Annotated in this window: 15 protein-coding genes and 1 pseudogene; 6 read left to right on the plus strand and 10 right to left on the minus strand. The window is 63.2% G+C overall.

The genetic code is table 11. The annotated features are described in order from the left end of the window. Positions 1-17: 17 nt before the first annotated feature. The 3 genes and pseudogenes from PSV38_RS11605 to PSV38_RS11615 all read right to left on the minus strand — a co-directional run. Complete coding sequence (locus tag PSV38_RS11605; RefSeq protein ID WP_300547585.1) at positions 18-1,340, minus strand: type II toxin-antitoxin system HipA family toxin; 1,323 nt, start codon at positions 1,338-1,340, stop codon at positions 18-20. After that, on the minus strand, positions 1,337-1,609 hold the full coding sequence (locus PSV38_RS11610) for a helix-turn-helix transcriptional regulator (RefSeq protein ID WP_300547587.1): 273 nt from the start codon (positions 1,607-1,609) through the stop codon (positions 1,337-1,339). The genes PSV38_RS11605 and PSV38_RS11610 overlap by 4 nt, the downstream gene beginning before the upstream one ends. 316 nt (positions 1,610-1,925) lie before the next feature. Beyond that, positions 1,926-2,365, minus strand: a pseudogene (locus tag PSV38_RS11615) (helix-turn-helix domain-containing protein); the annotation flags it as partial. A gap of 230 nt (positions 2,366-2,595) precedes the next feature. Here PSV38_RS11615 and PSV38_RS11620 point away from each other — a divergent pair. Beyond that, positions 2,596-3,936, plus strand: coding sequence for a potassium transporter TrkG (locus PSV38_RS11620; RefSeq protein ID WP_300547589.1), 1,341 nt, complete (start codon positions 2,596-2,598; stop codon positions 3,934-3,936). Next, positions 3,926-4,600, plus strand: coding sequence for a TrkA family potassium uptake protein (locus PSV38_RS11625; RefSeq protein WP_300547591.1), 675 nt, complete (start codon positions 3,926-3,928; stop codon positions 4,598-4,600). Before PSV38_RS11620 ends, PSV38_RS11625 begins: the two co-directional genes overlap by 11 nt. Before the next feature lie 6 nt (positions 4,601-4,606). Here the strand turns inward: PSV38_RS11625 and PSV38_RS11630 are convergent, their stop codons facing one another. From PSV38_RS11630 to PSV38_RS11655, 6 genes are all read right to left on the minus strand, one after another. Next, positions 4,607-5,494 (minus strand): alpha/beta fold hydrolase, encoded by an 888-nt coding sequence (locus tag PSV38_RS11630; RefSeq protein ID WP_300547593.1) that lies wholly within the window; start codon positions 5,492-5,494, stop codon positions 4,607-4,609. Further along, complete coding sequence (locus PSV38_RS11635) at positions 5,487-5,951, minus strand: MarR family winged helix-turn-helix transcriptional regulator (RefSeq protein ID WP_300547595.1); 465 nt, start codon at positions 5,949-5,951, stop codon at positions 5,487-5,489. The genes PSV38_RS11630 and PSV38_RS11635 overlap by 8 nt, the downstream gene beginning before the upstream one ends. A gap of 115 nt (positions 5,952-6,066) precedes the next feature. Continuing rightward, the gene (gene purH / locus PSV38_RS11640) at positions 6,067-7,650 is read right to left on the minus strand and encodes a bifunctional phosphoribosylaminoimidazolecarboxamide formyltransferase/IMP cyclohydrolase (RefSeq protein ID WP_300547597.1); all 1,584 of its coding nucleotides are present in this window, start codon (positions 7,648-7,650) and stop codon (positions 6,067-6,069) included. 48 nt (positions 7,651-7,698) lie between these two features. Then, complete coding sequence (locus PSV38_RS11645) at positions 7,699-7,938, minus strand: Fis family transcriptional regulator (RefSeq protein WP_300547599.1); 240 nt, start codon at positions 7,936-7,938, stop codon at positions 7,699-7,701. 6 nt (positions 7,939-7,944) lie between these two features. Beyond that, positions 7,945-9,015, minus strand: a complete 1,071-nt coding sequence (gene dusB / locus PSV38_RS11650) for a tRNA dihydrouridine synthase DusB (protein WP_300547601.1) — start codon at positions 9,013-9,015, stop codon at positions 7,945-7,947. Between the two features lie 141 nt (positions 9,016-9,156). Continuing rightward, positions 9,157-11,001 carry an ABC transporter ATP-binding protein/permease gene (locus PSV38_RS11655; RefSeq protein ID WP_300547603.1) on the minus strand — a complete coding sequence of 615 codons (1,845 nt, stop codon included), beginning with the start codon at positions 10,999-11,001 and terminating at the stop codon, positions 9,157-9,159. A gap of 56 nt (positions 11,002-11,057) precedes the next feature. Between PSV38_RS11655 and PSV38_RS11660 the strand changes: the two genes are divergently transcribed. Further along, the gene (locus PSV38_RS11660; RefSeq protein ID WP_300547605.1) at positions 11,058-11,480 is read left to right on the plus strand and encodes an acyl-CoA thioesterase; all 423 of its coding nucleotides are present in this window, start codon (positions 11,058-11,060) and stop codon (positions 11,478-11,480) included. A gap of 18 nt (positions 11,481-11,498) precedes the next feature. On the opposite strand, the gene PSV38_RS11665 is transcribed toward PSV38_RS11660, so the two are convergent. Beyond that, positions 11,499-13,139, minus strand: coding sequence for a hypothetical protein (locus tag PSV38_RS11665; RefSeq protein ID WP_300547607.1), 1,641 nt, complete (start codon positions 13,137-13,139; stop codon positions 11,499-11,501). Positions 13,140-13,328: 189 nt separating this feature from the next. On the opposite strand from PSV38_RS11665, the gene PSV38_RS11670 reads away from it, so the two are divergent. From PSV38_RS11670 to fdhD, 3 genes are read left to right on the plus strand one after another with little or no spacing between them, the layout of a single operon-like run. Then, entirely contained in the window at positions 13,329-13,835 is a 507-nt protein-coding gene (locus PSV38_RS11670) for a glycine zipper 2TM domain-containing protein (RefSeq protein ID WP_300547609.1), read from the plus strand. Positions 13,836-13,868: 33 nt separating this feature from the next. Beyond that, positions 13,869-16,229 carry an FdhF/YdeP family oxidoreductase gene (locus PSV38_RS11675; RefSeq protein WP_300547611.1) on the plus strand — a complete coding sequence of 787 codons (2,361 nt, stop codon included), beginning with the start codon at positions 13,869-13,871 and terminating at the stop codon, positions 16,227-16,229. Beyond that, entirely contained in the window at positions 16,226-17,044 is an 819-nt protein-coding gene (fdhD, locus tag PSV38_RS11680) for a formate dehydrogenase accessory sulfurtransferase FdhD (protein ID WP_300547613.1), read from the plus strand. Before PSV38_RS11675 ends, fdhD begins: the two co-directional genes overlap by 4 nt. The last annotated feature ends 87 nt before the right edge of the window (positions 17,045-17,131 follow it).

A 17,131-nucleotide genomic window follows, 5' to 3' on the forward strand; every position in this document is an offset into this window, starting at 1 on the left:
GCCCCTTGTAAGCCCCTTTAGCGCAGCCCTAACAGCGGCGAGCGCCCGATCTTTTCTACTTTTCGGCGCTTGATGGGAAGCGGGTCAGAAAACTTGGCCGCCGCGATTGACTCGTCCAAGCTGGGCAAACTCCACGTCTTTTGAAGACGCAGGCTGTTCATCCCGTCGTTCCAGGCATGCAGCATCCGCTTGCCCGTCTCAACGAACGACGGGTGATGCCGTGTGGCCTCAACCACCTGTGGCGTGACCTGCACGATGGCCTCGCAGATTCGTTCAATGCGCTCAAGCGTTTGAGCTGGCGCCAGGTTACATCGCGTCTGCAGGAAGCGCTCCAGCGCTTTACCTGGCGTCCAGGTGGCCCGCCCCTCCACGGCCATGCCCGGAGGGTTCTTTGCATAGTCGTCGTAGACGGTGATGGTCAGCATGTCGTAGACAGGCGCCAGTTCGATTTGCTCACGAGTGCTGTAGAGCAAAGCGATGTTCTTCGTGTGGCAATCCGCGTTGCGAAGCGCATAGGTCAGCAGCAGCAAATCAGCGAGATTTGACAGCGCCGCGTTCTGCTGCGCAGGAACGGTGACCACGTCCTTAATGCGGGCAACCACGCGCTCCCACGTTGATTCGTACTTCTGTTCGGGGCGCAAGGTGAGCAAGCTGCACAGATCTTCCATGCCCTTGCGTGTTGTGCCGTCAGCCTCGAAGTCAAACCGGTGAACCACCAAGGCCTGGCCGTCATCAGAGACCTCCGTCACCGCGGTCGGAAAACCAGCTTGGCGTGACACCTCCATGCACAGGTGCTCATTGAGGGCCACGCCGGGCAAACGCGCCGTGGTGCCTTTGATGATGTAGCGGTCCGTGGCGAACGTGCCTTTGCCATGCTCTCCCAGTGTGCTGGGCGAAAGGAACTTGGGGACCACACCGGATACGCCCGACGTGGCATGTTGGCGAACCAGATCAACGAAGGCCTCTTCGGAGTTGTCCCCCCGCAAGATGCCGTTCAATTCAAACGCCACGGGAGGCTGCGTGGGGTCAGCGCCTGGTGTCGCGACCTTGACGCGCCCAATGGCGTTGCGGCCAACGACTGACAGCAGGTTCAAAGGAGATGCCCCGACATGCGGTCCGAGCTGCTCTTGAAGGATCGACAGCAGGAAGCCTTCGGGCAGGTTCATCCGAAACAGCGGATGGAGTTCTGGGTAGACGTAGGACTCCGTGCGCACAGGCATCAGCAGGGAGACAAACTGCTCGGCAGGGACGTCCGGGTGATAGGTCATCACATGCCGAAAGCCATCGAGCGACTCCAAAGTGGCGACTGGCTTGTCATGAACGTAGACGTGCAGCTTCACAGATCCCCCGCAGCTTCGAGCCGCTGCCGCTCGGCCAAAGCATCGTCAAGGGTGAAGCTGGCGCTCTTGGGTTTGAACGCCAGCTCATGCCCCAGGATCTCCAGGAGGCGAAGCAATTTGCGAGCGCCAAACTCGGCGACGCTGCCGGTCTCAAAACGGGCAATGCTGGACTGAGCCAGGCCACTGAGCTCGCCAAGCTGCTTCTGAGTGAGGCCGCGATCCCGCCTCAACTCAGCGACTGCTTGCCCTAGCGATTGAAGGCTATCCATGTGCTGTGTTCGTCATCAAATGAGCTTCTTTGAAGCCCAAATAATAACAAATACAGCATTAACCGCCAAGAACTTTTGGCTCAAAAAATGGTGTATTTGTCATATAAAAACTTATCTTTCCCTATATAAATCCCCGTTAACGCCAATTTTTATGCCAAATACAGCATTTTTTAACCGCCTTTTACCCAACCCCGCGCAAGGCCCCGCGATCACCGGCCACAGCACTTGGTGCGACGAGCAGTCGCGCTCGGGGTGTCGCCTGATGGCGTTGGTGACATAGCCGCCAGCCGCGGAACCAACCCGTGGACGCAGACACCCCCTCTGCCCTGGCGCGTTGCTCGATGCCGGGTACTCGCCCTCCAGCCAAGCCTGCACCGCCGCTGGGCTTTGCTCGTAGGCGAGCTTGATGCCAAATTCCTGTTCGATAAGCTGGCCCACTGCGGCCCGGCTCCACAAGCTGAAATCCAACTTGAGTTGCTCGGGGCGCTTGTCGATGATCATCCGTTGGATCGTGTCTTCTTGCGCAGCACTGAGCACGCGACCATCACCCCTGGTGCGACCACTTAGCGCTGGCCTGATTGCACCCCAGCCACCGGCTTCAAACAGATCGATGGCACTTCGCACTGTCGGGTAGCTCAGCCCCGTCATCTTGACGATCTCCATGACCTTGGTGCCTTGTTTGTACAACCTCACGACTTGCTTGCGGCGTTCGTGAAGTTGCTCCAGTGTTTGGCTTCTTGCGCTTTCTTTTTCCATGACCATTTGATCAACCAAATCGGAGAAAGTTAAAACTTTATTGGGCCTTATCTACAGGAGCGGCGATGTCAAGACGGACGAAAGACTTGCGTGGCTCGTATCAAGAACCTTGCTGCAACGCATCCAGTGTGTGCCGCAAGCGATGCAGTCTTGCAAGACGTCATCCAGCCATTGCTGAGTGGATGCGTGGAGTTGGCTAGACTGTCGCACCGCGGCCTGCGCTCCCTCGCATGAATAAACACCTTCCCACCCACCCAGCCGCTGTGCTGGCACTGGCGTTTCTGGCCACCATCGCACTGGGAACGGCGCTGCTGATGCTGCCCTGGGCGAGCGCCAGCGGCGAGGGCGCGCCATGGCTGACAGCGCTGTTCACCGCCACCTCGGCGGTGTGTGTGACCGGGCTGGTGGTGGTGGACACGGGAACCTACTGGAGCCCCCTGGGACAGGGGCTGGTGATGGCGCTGTTCCAGCTCGGCGGTTTCGGAATGATGACTTCGGCCACGCTGATGGGGCTGCTCATTGGTGGCCACATGAAGCTGCGCACACGGCTGCTGCTGCAGTCGGAGACGCATGCGCTCTCGCTGGGCGATGTGCGCTCAGTGGCGCGCATGGTGCTGGTGGTCACGGTGGTGTGCGAGGCGGCCGTGGCGCTGTGGCTGGCAGTGCGCTTTGCCACTCAGATGGACCTGAGCTGGTCGCAGGCGCTGTGGCACGGTGCTTTCCACGCGGTGTCGGCCTACAACAATGCGGGGTTTTCTACTTGGCCCGACAGCGTGATGCGCCACGTGAGCGATGGCTGGGTGCTGGCGCCGCTGATGCTGGCGATCGTGGTGGGCGGACTGGGATTTCCGGTGATCACCGAGCTCTGGGCCAACCGGCGCAAGCGCCATGCGCGCTGGTCGGTGCACACCACGCTGACGGTATGGGGATCGGCGATGCTGGTTCTGCTAGGCACGTTGGGCCTGTGGCTGGTGGAGCACAACAACCCCAAAACGCTCGGCGTGCTGGGGTTTTCAGACCAGTGGCTGGCGGCATTGTTCACCTCGGTGTCGGCGCGTACTGCGGGCTTCAACGCGGTGGATATCAGCGCGTTGAAACTTGAATCGTTGGTGCTGCACTGTGTGTTGATGTTCATTGGCGGAGGCAGTGCAGGCACCGCCGGTGGCGTGAAAGTGACCACCGTGTTTCTGCTGCTGCTGGTGGTGTGGAGCGAAATCCGTGGCCGGGCAGACGTGGAGTTGCGTGGGCGACGCATTTCCACTCAGGTGCAGCGCCAGGCGCTCTCCATCCTGGTGCTCAGCGGCGCTGCGGTGTCTCTGGGGTTGCTGCTCATCATTCCGCTGGCGGACCACCTGCCGCTGGAAAAGTTAATGTTTGAAGTGGTGTCGGCTTTCGCCACCGTGGGCCTGTCCACCGGCATCACGGCCGACCTGCCGCCCAGCGCGCAGGCCGTGATCATTGTGCTGATGTACGCCGGACGGGTGGGCGTGGTCACACTGGCGCTGGCACTGGCGCTTAACCAGGTACCCAAGGCGTACCGCTATCCCGAGGAGAAACCGATTGTTGGCTAAATCAAAATCAACGCCTGGCGACAGCGTGGTCGTCATTGGACTGGGGCGCTTTGGCGCCAGCGTGGCACGCTCGCTGGTGGCCGCAGGGCACGAGGTGTTGGCCATGGACACCAACGAGGCGGTGGTGCAGGACTTGGCGCACGAGTTGCCGCATGTCGTCAAGGCGGATTCGACCGAGCTGCAGGCGCTGCAACAGCTGTCGGTCACGGATTTCTCGCACGCGGTGGTCAGCATCGGCACCAACCTGGAGGCGAGCGTGCTGACGGTGCTGAACCTGGCGCAGATGGGTGTGAAAGACATCTGGGCCAAGGCCAACAGCCCCCAGCACGGGCGCATTGCCGAGCGTGTGGGCGCGCACCACGTGATCTACCCCGAGGCAGACATGGGCGAACGTGTGGCGCATCTGGTGACAGGCAAGATGATGGACTTCATCGAGTTCGACGACGGCTTTGCCATCGCCAAAACCCGCGCCCCCATGGAGACGCACAACAAGACGCTGGCCGTGTCGAACGTGCGCAAGAAATACGGCATCACCGTGGTGGGCATCAAGCGCCGCAGCCAGGACTTCATCTACGCCAAGCCGGACACCGAGATCAAGCCAGGCGACCACCTGATCCTGGCCGGTCCGACGCCACTGATCGAGAGATTCGCGGCGCTGTACTGACTCACCTCACCCCCGCAGAGCCCCCGCGATCACCGGCCACAGCACCTGGTGCGAAGCCCGAAACCAATCGATGTGCCCAATGCTTTTCAAGCCATGCTGTGCAGGCTTGATGCGCAACGCCTGCTTGTGCGCCGCCGGGAAAGTGCGCAGCAGATCGGCCACGGTGGCGGGTGTGGCGATGTCATCGTCAGCCGCGTGGAGCACCGTCATGGGCGTGCGCACGTGGGCATGAAAATCGCGCTCGGGCTGTTGGCGGATGGCGTTGGTGGCATAGCCCCCGGCCGCACACCATTGCCCCCATTGGCGGGCCACACCGGCAGGCAGGTTCTCACCCAGGCCCAGCACCGATGACACGCCATAACCCTTCAACAAGATGCTCAAAGGCATGGCCAGCCGCAGGCCGAAACGGGCCTTGAGCCGGAAGCCCAGGCGCATGCCGCTGAACCAGCCGGTGGAGGCCGACACGCCCACCAGCCGCGCCACCTTGCCGTGGTTGGGCAGCAAGCCAATCATCTGGCCGCCCGCGCTGTGCCCCAACATCAGCACCTGCTCGCAAGCCGTGCGGTGCAGCAGCCAATCCAGCGCGGCCACCTGGTCCAATTGGCCCCAGTCCTGCAACCTGGCCTGGCTGGCGCGCAAAGGGCCGTGCAAAGACAGGCCAATGCCGCGGTAGTCAAACACCAGCACATCGTGGCCTTGCTGGGCCAGCCAGGTGGCGAAGCGGAGGTAGAAGTGCTGGCGCACGCCGGTGGCTGGGCACAAGAGCACCGGCAGGCCAGGCTTGCCGCCACTGGCGGGCAGGAAGTGGCCCTGCAGGCGCGCACCATCGGCGCAGGTGATCTCAATGCGCTCGGCAGCGCCGTCGCTCTTGCTGGGATGGGCTTGTTCAGTCATGGTGGGATCCGGATGAAGGCGGCGAGTCAAGGTGCTGCACATGCGTCAACCAGCGCGCCACGGTTTGCAACTCGGCCTCGGTGAAGCCCTTGGTGAGCCGCGCATTGATGCGGGCCATGGCCTTGCGCAAAGGCAGTTGCTGGGCGCGTCCGGCAGGACGCAACCACACGCGCTGGGTGCGGCCGTCTTGCGGGCAAGCGTGGCGGGCCACCCAATCCAAAGCCTCCATGCGCTGGACCAGGCCCGAGACGGCCGAGGGCGCCAGGTCCAGGGTCTCGGCCAGTTGGCCCATGGTGGCGCCGTCTTCACGGGCTAGGCAGAACAGCACACCGCCTTGCGCGGGCGTGGGCGCCGTGATGCCATCGCGTGCGGCCTCGGCCTGTTGCACGCCGATCCATTGCTGCAAGCGGCGCTGCGCACTGTTGAGCAAGAAGATGAGGCGGGGACGTTGGGCCATGGCGGGTACTTTGCATGAATTTATTTCGCATGCGAAGTATATAGCGCGCCAGCCAAAAAGAAAAACCGGCGCAAAGGCCGGTTTCTTCAACTCAGTCCGAAGATCAGTGAGTTCATCAATGGCGGAAGTGGCGCGTGCCCGTGAACACCATGGCGATGTCGCGCTCGTTGGCGGCGGCGATCACTTCATCGTCACGCATGCTGCCACCGGGGTGGATCACGCAAGTCGCGCCCGCGTCGACCACCACGTCCAGGCCGTCTCGGAAGGGGAAGAAGGCATCCGACGCCACGGCCGAACCGGCCAGCGTCAAACCAGCGTGACCAGCCTTGATCGAGGCGATGCGGGCCGAATCGAGGCGGCTCATCTGGCCAGCGCCCACGCCCATGGTCATGCCATCCTTGCAGAACACGATGGCGTTGCTCTTGACGAAGCGGGCCACGGTCCACGCGAACAACATGTCTTTCATCTGTTGCTCGGTGGGCTTGACTTCGCTGACCACCTTCACGTCACCGACCAGGTCGATGTTGTCGGCCGATTGCAGCAGCATGCCGCCGCCCACGCGCTTGAAGTCGAGCGCGTTGCTCAGCTTGCTGATGGGCACTTCCAGCAGGCGCACGTTCTGCTTGGCGGCATAGGCGGCGCGGGCTGCGGGCGTGATCGCGGGTGCAATGGCCACTTCCACGAACTGCTTGTTGGCGTTGATGGCCTCAACCACGTCGGCATCGATGGGGCGGTTGAAGGCCATGATGCCGCCGAAGGCGCTGGTGGGGTCGGTCTTCAACGCCTTTTGATAGGCTTCCAAAGGCGTCGCGCCCACGGCCACGCCGCAAGGGTTGGCGTGCTTGACGATGACGCAAGCGCACTCTTCAAAGGCCTTGACGCATTCCCAGGCGGCATCGGCATCGGCGATGTTGTTGAAGCTCAGTTCCTTGCCCTGGATCTGGGTCCATTGCGACAGCGTGCCTTCCACGGGCTGGGCTTCGCGGTAGAAAGCAGCGGACTGGTGCGGGTTCTCGCCGTAGCGCATGCCTTGCACCTTGTTCAACTGCAGGTTGAACACTTCAGGGTATTCAGCACGCACGGGCACGGCTTCGGTCTTCAACTCGCTGCCCGCTTCCAGTGCGGTCAGGTAGTTGGTGATCATGCCGTCGTAGGCGGCGGTGTGCGCGAACACCTTCTTGGCCAGCATGAACTTGGTCGTGCGGGTCAGGCCATCGCCCTTCAGTTCGGACAGCACTTGCGTGTAATCAACCGGGTCGATGATCACGGCCACGTCCTGCCAGTTCTTGGCGGCGGCGCGCAGCATGGTGGGGCCGCCGATGTCGATGTTCTCGATGGCGTTTTCCAGCGTGCAATCGGCCTTGGCCGTGGCTTGCGCGAAAGGGTAGAGGTTGACCACCAGGATGTCGATGGTGTTGATGCCGTGTTCTTTCAAAGCAGCCATGTGCTCGGGCAAGTCACGGCGGGCCAGCAGGCCGCCGTGCACGCGCGGGTGCAGGGTCTTGACGCGGCCATCCAGCATCTCGGGGAAGCCCGTCACCTCGGACACTTCGGTCACTGGCAGGCCCTTGTCGGCCAGCAGCTTGGCGGTGCCGCCCGTGGACAACAGTTTCACGCCTTGGGCGTGCAGCGCTTGCGCGAATTCAACAATGCCGGTCTTGTCGGACACGGACAACAGCGCGGTGAGGTTTTGGCTCATGGGGGATGCTTCAGGTCAGAGATAAAAACGAAACAGGTTCTTCTTGGGTCACTTGATGAGCTTGTGCTCGATCAGCTTGCGGCGCAGGGTGTTGCGGTTGATGCCCAGCCATTCGGCGGCGCGCGACTGGTTGCCCTCGGCGCGTTGCATCACCACTTCGAGCATGGGCCGCTCAACCGCGTTGACGACCATGTCGTACACGGCGAACGGCTCGGCGCCCCGCAGGTCATGGAAGTAGCCTTCCAGGTTGTCTTTGATGCAGTCTTGGATGTTCTTTTTGCTACTCATGGTGCTTCAGTTCGCCATGCACAGCGCCGACTCGGTCGGCAGCGTGGCGTCGTCATGGTCTTCGCTGAGCGCGGCGGTCAGGTTCGGCAAGCGAACGTGGCTCAGGCTCAGCTGGTCAAAAAAATCCGTCACGGCCTGCACTTGGGCCGAACAGACGTCCAGGGTGTTCATGTGGCTGCGAAATGCTTCGCCACCGGGCAATGCGCGCACGGCCCAACCGATGTGCTTGCGCGCAGTGCGCACGCCCGCAAATTCGCCATACAGGCCGTAGTGGTCGTCCAGGTGCTCCAGCAGCCATTGCTTGACCTGTTCGGTCAAAGGCTGGGCGCGGTGCTCACCGGTGGCCAGAAAGTGTGCAATGTCACCGAAGATCCAGGGGCGACCTTGCGCGGCGCGGCCGACCATGATGGCGTCGGCGCCGGTGTAGCGCAGCACCTCCAGCGCTTTTTCGGGGCTGACGATGTCGCCATTGGCCACCACCGGCACCTTCACCGCCGCTTTGACGGCGGCGATGGTGTCGTATTCGGCCAAGCCCTTGTAGCCTTGCTCGCGGGTGCGCCCGTGCACGGTCAGCATGGCGATGCCGGCGCTTTCCGCCAAGCGGGCAATGCGTTCGGCGTTCTTGTTCAAGGCCGACCAGCCGGTGCGCATCTTCAAGGTCACGGGCACGTTGTGGGGCGCACAGGCGGCCACTACCGCTTCCACGATCTGCAATGCGAGCGTCTCGTCTTGCATCAGGGCCGAGCCCGCCCACTTGTTGCACACCTTCTTGGCCGGGCAACCCATGTTGATGTCGATGATCTGGGCGCCCCGGTCGATGTTGTAGGCGGCGGCCTCGGCCATCATGGCCGCATCGGTGCCCGCGATCTGCACGGCGATCGGCGCGGTCTCGCCTTCGTGGTTGGAACGGCGCGAAGTCTTCAGCGTGTTCCACAGCTCTTTGCGGCTGGTCACCATTTCGCTCACGGCGTAACCCGCGCCCAACCGCTTGCACAGTTGGCGGAACGGCCGGTCGGTCACCCCGGCCATGGGGGCCACGAACAGGCGATTCGGCAGGGAAATGGGACCGATGTGCATTGAAATGGTGCGAGCCGGCGGGCCAGACAAGACGACGCAGCCCCGGCGCTTGCAACGTTGCAGGGGCGGCCAGGGCTGCTTAAAAAGGAGGCAGAGTATAGCCTCGGGCCTGCAAATTCAGCAAGCCTTTTGGGGGCGGTTTTAACCCCCTAGGTCGGCATGCTGCTCGCTCTGCTGCAAGCGCCACATTTGCGCGTATCGGCCATTGGCCGCTGATAAATGCGCGTGTGTGCCGCGCTCGATGATCCGCCCCGCTTCCATCACCAGGATCTCATGCGCGTGCACGATCGTGGAGAGGCGGTGCGCGATGATCAACACGGTTTTGCCTTGCGCCACGGCTGCCAGTTCGGTCTGGATGGCGCGCTCGTTGGCCGAATCGAGCGCCGAGGTGGCCTCGTCAAACACCAGGATCGGCGGGTCTTTCAACAGCGTGCGCGCAATCGCCACGCGCTGCTTTTCACCACCCGATAATTTCAAACCGCGCTCCCCCACGATGGTGTCGTAACCCTTGGGCACACTGACGATGAAGTCGTGGATGCGGGCCGAACGCGCCGCCGCTTCCACCTCTTCGCGCGTGGCCTCGGGTCGGCCGTAAGCGATGTTGTAGGCCACGGTGTCGTTGAAGAGCACGGTGTCCTGCGGCACGATGCCAATGCTGCGGCGCAGGCTGTCTTGCGTCAAACCACGCACGTCGTGGCCATTGACCGAGATGCGGCCCTGGCCAGGCGCGATGTCATAGAAGCGGTAGAGCAGGCGCGCCAAGGTGGACTTGCCCGAGCCGGAAGGGCCCACCACCGCCACCGTCTGGCCCGCCGGGATCTCGAAGCTCAGGTCGTGCAAGATGGGGCGGTCGGCATCGTAGGCAAAGTTGACATGGTCGAACCTCACCGACGGCGGGCCTTTGAGCAGCAGCGGCTTGGCATCCGGCGCGTCGGCCACTTCGCGCTCGCGCTCCATGAGGTTGAACATCTTGTCCAGGTCGGTGAGCGACTGCTTGATCTCACGGTAGATCACGCCCAGGAAGTTCAACGGGATGTAGAGCTGGATCATGAAAGCGTTGACCATCACCAGGTCGCCCACGGTCATGCGGCCCGCGACCACACCTTCGGTGGCGCGCCACAGCATCACGATCAGGCCCGTGGCAATGATGGTTTGCTGGCCCGCGTTCAAGAACGACAGGCTGCGCTGGGCCTTCACGGCCACGCTGCGCAGGCGGTCCAGGCTTTCGTCATAGCGGCTTGTTTCGAAGGCTTCGTTGTTGAAGTACTTCACCGTCTCGAAGTTCAGCAGCGAGTCGATGGCGCGCGTGTGCGCTTTGGAGTCGAGCTCGTTCATTTCGCGCCTGAAGCGCGTGCGCCGATGCGTCACGGTCACCGTGAAGGTCACGTAGACCACCAGCGCCGTCAAGGTGATCCACGCAAAGGCCACGTCGAACTTGGTGGCCAGCAAGGTGAGCACCAGCGCCACCTCGATCAGCGTGGGGATGATGCTGTACAGCGAGTACGAGATCAGCGAATGCACGGCGCGGGTGCCCCGCTCGATGTCACGGGTCATGCCCCCCGTTTGGCGCTCCAGGTGGAAGCGCAGGCTGAGCGCGTGCAGGTGCGCGAACACCTGCAGCGAGATGCGCCGCGCCGCGCCCTCGGTGGCCTTGGCGAACACCAGTTCGCGCAGTTCCGTGAACAGCGAGGTGGACAGGCGCAGCAGGCCATAGGCCAGCAGCAAGCCCAAGGGCACGACCATCAGGGCCTGCGCGCTGCCAGCGCTGGGCGCCAGGCGGTCGACCAGGTTTTTGAGCAGCAAGGGCACGCCCACGTTGGCCAGCTTGGCGCCCAGCATGAAGGCCAACGCCAGCACCACGCGGACCTTGTACTCCCACAAATACGGCCACAGGCGTGACAAAGTGTCGATGTCGGAACGACGGATTTCCGTTTGCGTGGCGGAAGTCGGATTTTCAGGGGGCTGGGCGGTCGGGGTGCGTCGCATTCTGGAACAATGGTTTCTACCTACTCGTTGGACGTCGATTGTCGACCGGATTCCCCATGACTGCTGCCACGCACCGCAATACCCTCCTGACCCCGCCCGATCTGGCGCCCGACATGGAACTCGTCATGCGGGTGCCCCCCATGCCGCGCGACTCGAACGGCAACGGCGACATCTTCGGCGGCTGGATCATGTCGCAGGTGGACTTGGCGGGCTCCGTGCTGCCGGGCCGCATCGCCAAGGGGCGCATCGCCACGGTGGCGGTCAAGGAGTTCGTGTTCCGTTCGGCCGTGTCCGTGGGTGACCTGCTGTCCTTTTATTGCCGCGTGGACCACATCGGCAACACGTCGATCACGGTGCACGTTGAAGTCTGGGCCGAGCGTCGGCCCTCCGATCCGCACCTGGTCAAGGTGACCGAGGCCAAGGTGACTTACGTGGCCACCGACAGTGAAGGCAGGCCGCGGCCCGTGCCCAAGGACTGAGGCGCCCCTGGCCAATGATCAGGGCAGCACGATTGCCTTGAGCGACTGGGGGGTGTCTGCTTGAAAAAGCCACCTGGCCCGGGCACTCCCGGGCGAAGCGCTGCTGCCAAACTCCTCCAACATCGCCCTGTAGCTGCGATCAACATAATCGACATCGCCCAGCAAATCCCAGGTTGAAGGATCAGCCGGCGGTGACAGAGGCCCCAGGTTGACGACGGTGTCGGTGCTCAGGCGGTAGCTGCGCAAACGATCGGCTCGGCAATTGTTGGGCTGCCCACCAACCTCGCACCAAAACAGGTGCGAAGTGGTGCTCTCACCATGGTTGATCTGCCGCTCGTTGATCCCGTAGAAATAGCGGGCACCAGTGACCAAGGTGGTGGGCGGCTGCACCGCACTGTTGGCCACAAAGCGTTTGAGCGTCACAAAGCCTTGACTCGAATCACGCTCGGTGCTTGAGCCATACACGACCACTTCACCGGCAATGCCTGCCAGAAAATAGTTCGAACCATCAACGAGTGTCTCGATGAGACGAGGCTTGCTATCGCCGTTTTTACTGACCACCCAAAGCGTCGAATCAAGATTCTGCGCACCTTGCACGATGAGCAGTGAACTGGGCGTTTGTGCAATGACATCCAGGCCGTCGCCACCCTGGGGCAAGTCGGTCAGCAAACTGACGACGCCCTGCGGATCGATGCGATACACCTTTGAGTCTTGAGAGAAGTAAACATGCCGGGCATCCGTGCCCACGAAGCCAAGCGGAGCATCGGTCAGGGTTGCCACGGCCGGGCCCAGGCTGGCCTCGCCATTGAGCCAACTCAAAGTGGTGATGGTCCGGCCCACACGGACCAAGGCCTTGTGCGCGTCTGTGGGGTGGGCGCTGAAGATGTCAACCGTCTGAAGAGTGAACCCGTTGGTCACCGGACGCAGTTTGGCCGTGCTGGTGTCAACGGCATACACGGCGCCCAACCAGGGCACATAACCGTAAATCCAGGTGAGTTCGCCCTGGGCGTTGTATTCCCAGACCAGCACTTTCTCGCGTCCGAATGGTGAACCAGCAGGTGCCACAGCACTGCCAAAATCCGAGCGGACAAAAACGAATTGGTTGTCTAGCCCCTGACGGCAATCATGGTCGTCACCCGCCGTCTCGACCCTCAACCAACTGGCGATGGCATCCAGCCGGGCTATTTTGGTTTCCCAGATGCCACAGGCGTCGATCACGTTGGAGATCCGTGTTTCCACACCAGCCTGGGTACCGACCAGCGGCGCCTGGAACAAGTGACCCTCACCGTTGTCGTAACGACGGATGAAGAATAGCACCGAGGCGTTTTCACGAGTGCCCCCTTGTCCATTGGCGGATGGCGTGAAAGCTCCACCAAGTTCGTAGCCGCCACCGGGCCCCACGGGGATCGATTTGAAGACCTCGCCCGTGGCCGGATTCACCAAGTGCAATTGGTGGGCGTTCAACCCCGTGGCCCCTGCAGGAGAGCTTTCAGTGACGAGGTAGGCCGAGCTGGCGTTGCCGCCGACGCCGGACGGCTGGCGATTGTCATTGGCCGACTTGGGCGAATCAGACCCGCCACCGCAGGCTGTCAACACCAGGCCCATTGCCACCAAGGTGCAAGCATGGCGCCACCGACCCCAACCCATACTGCTCGACATCACTGCTCGTTCCCTGCACTTGTTCTGAATTCCAAACCCAGATTGTGGCCATCCACCCGGATAACGGGAATACCCGAAACCGGGGGCCATGCGCGCAAGCAATCCTTGGCGGAAAAGCCGTCGGCCGCGGCGACGCTACGCTGATCCGCCAAGCGGTCTACACTGAACCGCAAACTGCAGGAGACAAGCATGAACAAGCAACGCAATCATTACGTACCCGCTTCCGTCCTGAAAGCCAAGGCCTTGCCCGACCAACGCCGCTTGATGCGCACTGTTGGGTGGCTGGTCGGCGCGGCCTTGCTGGTCGGCAGCCTGACCATCGGCCTGCGCGCGCAGGCAGCCACCTCAAGCGCTGCTAGCTGCACGCCCGCCACTTGCGGCAAAGTCACCTCGGTCACCGCCCGACAAGTCAAGGGCCAAGGCTCGGGCGTCGGCGTGGTGGGTGGCGCGGTGCTGGGCGGCCTCGTTGGCAACCAGCTGGGCAAAGGCACGGGCAACACCGTGCTGACCGTGGGCGGCGCCGTGGCAGGTGGCTTTGCCGGCAACGAGGTCGAGAAGAACATCAAGAAGCACACCGTCTACCGCACCTCGGTGCGCATGGGCGATGGCACGGTTCATGAATACACCTTGAACACGCAGTACGCGACAGGCGCCAAGGTGTCGGTCATCAATGGCCGCGTGAGGGCCCGCGACTAACCCCCTTTCCTTCTTCAAAAGCAGTACCGGGTCATGAGCGATCAGAAAATCGACGTCTACCCTTACCCAGCCGGTGGCTGGGGCGCCTTGCGCAGCGTGGCCCACCAACTGAAAGAGCAAGGCATCGCCGCCAAGGGCGCGCGCACCTTGTTGCACGCCAACCAGCCCGATGGCTTTGACTGCCCCGGCTGCGCCTGGCCTGACCGCAACCACGGCTCATCCTTCGAGTTCTGCGAAAACGGCGCCAAGGCCGTGGCCGCTGAAGCCACCGCGCGCCGCTGCACGCCCGAAGTGCTGTCGCAATACACCGTGCGCGAACTGGCGGCGCAGTCCGACTACTTTCTGGAAGGCCTGGGCCGCCTGACCCACCCCATGGTCTACGACGCGGTCAGCGACCGCTACCAAGCCATCGAATGGGACGACGCTTTCGAGCTGATTGCCCAGCATTTGAAGGCCCTGCCCGACCCCAACCAGGCGGTGTTCTACACCTCGGGCCGCACCAGCAACGAAGCCGCTTTCTTGTACCAATGGTTTGTGCGCGAGTACGGCACCAACAATTTTCCTGACTGCTCCAACATGTGCCACGAGCCCAGCGGCGTGGGCCTGAAGGGCAGCATTGGCGTGGGCAAAGGCACGGTCACGCTGGACGACTTCACGCTGGCCGACACCATCTTCATCTTTGGCCAGAACCCGGGCACCAACCACCCGCGCATGCTGGCCGAGTTGCGCGCAGCATCGAAACGCGGCGCCCGCATCGTCAGCATCAACCCCTTGCGTGAACGCGGGCTGGAGCGCTTCGCCGATCCGCAAAGCCCGATCGAGATGAGCACGGGTGGCGCCACGCGCATCAGCTCGCATTACTTCCAACCCCGCATCGGCGGCGACCTGGCCGTGGTCAAGGGCCTGATCAAGCAATTGCTGGCCTGGGATGACGACGCGCGCCTGCACGGGGCACCGCCGGTGCTGGACCATGCCTTCATCGCCGAGCACACCACCGGCTTTGATCAGTTGTCATCCGATCTGCGTGATGAAAGCTGGGCCGTGATCGAACAAGAGTCGGGCCTGAGTTGCGCGCAACTGCAAGAGGCCGCCGAGGTACTGCGCCGCGCCAAGAAGCTGATCGTGTGCTGGGGCATGGGCATCACCCAGCACCCGCACGCGGTGGGCACCATCCAGATGCTCAGCAACCTCTTGCTGGTGGGCGGTCACATCGGCAAGCCAGGCGCGGGCGCTTGCCCGGTGCGCGGCCACAGCAATGTGCAAGGCGACCGCACCATGGGCATCTACGAGAAGCCCAGCGCGGCTTTTTTGGACCGCATGGAGCAGGTGCTGGGTTTCACGCCACCGCGCGAGCACGGCTTCGACACGGTCGAGTCCATCGCGGCGATGGCCGATGGCCGCGTCAAGGTCTTCTTTGGCATGGGCGGCAACTTCGCGGCGGCCACGCCCGACACGCCACGCACCTGGGCCGCGCTGCGCCGCTGTGATCTGACCGTGCAGGTGTCCACCAAGTTGAACCGCAGCCACGTGGTGCATGGCCGCGCCGCGCTGATCCTGCCCTGCCTGGGGCGCACCGAAGCCGATAATCAGGCCGGTGGCCCGCAAAGCGTGACGGTGGAAGACTCGATGAGCATGGTCCACCTGTCGCGCGGCACCAATGAACCGGCCAGCGAGCACCTGCTCTCCGAGCCTGCCATCGTGGCCCGCCTGGCCGAAGCCACACTGGGGCCCAAGCAACGCTGGCGGTGGATGGCCGAGGACTACGACCGCATCCGCGAACGCATCGAAGCCACGCTGGATGACTTTGCAGGCTTCAACCAGCGGGTGCGCACGCCCGGTGGGTTCCGCCTGCGCAACACCGCCAGTGAGCGTGTGTGGGCCACGGCATCGGGCAAGGCCCAGTTCCACGTTCACCCCATTTCGCAAGACACCGTGGTGCACCGCGCGCGCCTGCAAACCCCGATGGCCACGGTGTTCACGCTGGCCACCATGCGTTCCCACGACCAGTACAACACCACGCTGTATGGCCTGGACGACCGCTACCGCGGCGTGTGGGGACAGCGCCGTGTGGTCTTCATCCACGCGGACGACATCCAGGCCCTGGGCCTCAAGGTGGGCGATTGGGTGGACCTGCACACCATCAGCGACGATGGCATTGACCGCAGCGCGCCGCAGTTCAAGCTGGTGGCCTACGACATCCCACGCGGTTGCCTGGCCGCCTACTACCCGGAGACCAATCCGCTGGTGCCCTTGCACAGCGTGGCCGAAGGTGCGGGCACACCCACCTCCAAGTACATCCCCGTGCGCTTGACGGCCAGCCAGGCGCCATTGGATGCGCCCGCCGACCACTGCGGCCTGCCCGAGAACGCGGCCTCTGAAGGCACGGCCGCATGAGTGAGCCTGGCTGGTCTGCGCGGCCGGTGCTGCGCTCCAGCCCCGATGGCGCGGCCACGCCTGGCGAAGAAGCCGTGGCCGTGGAAGCCCCCGTGGCCTTGCTGTTCAACGGCGTGTCGCACGTGGTGATGATGGCCACCCCTTTGAGCCTGAGTGAGCTGGGCCTGGGCTTTGCCTTGAGCGAAGGCTTGCTGGACGACGCGGCGCAGTGCTACGGCATCGACGTGGTGCCCACCCCGTTGGGTTGGGAAGTGCGACTGGAGGTGGCCACGCGCAGCTTTGCCCGGCTGCAGGAACGCCGTCGCCAGATGACTGGCCGCACGGGTTGCGGCGTGTGCGGCATTGAAAGCCTGCAGCAGTGGGCGCAGCCTCCTTCTCGCCCGGCTGATTGGTCAGTGCCAGACTGGCTGAGCTCGTGGCGCGCTGACGATGCGCCAGCCCAGTCCGCCGTGCAAACCGCCTTGCTTGATCTGCCCGGTCGGCAAGTCCTCAACGCCCAAACTGGCGCCCTGCACGCCGCCGCCTGGGTCACGCCACAAGGCCAGCTTCTGCAAGTGTTTGAAGATGTGGGCCGACACAACGCGCTCGACAAACTGCTGGGTCACCTGGCGCGATCTGGTGCGCCCATGAGCGAAGGCTGGGTGCTGATGACCAGCCGCGCCAGCCACGAGCTGGTGCACAAGTGCATCCGCGCGGGCGTGCCTTTGCTGGCCACGGTGTCGGCACCCACCTCATTGGCCATCGATGCCGCGCACGCGGGCCAGTTGCGCCTGTGGGCCTGGTGCCGTGATGGCCGTTTCAGCACCTTCGCCTGACAGATTTTGGGCGCAGCTGGACCACCGGCCGCGTTTCAACCCGTTACACCAACACCCCAACAGGGGGCCTTGCCGGGCCCCCTTCGG

It is taken from the genome of Aquabacterium sp. (genome assembly GCF_029946005.1).
In the GTDB taxonomy this organism is placed as follows: domain Bacteria; phylum Pseudomonadota; class Gammaproteobacteria; order Burkholderiales; family Burkholderiaceae_C; genus Aquabacterium.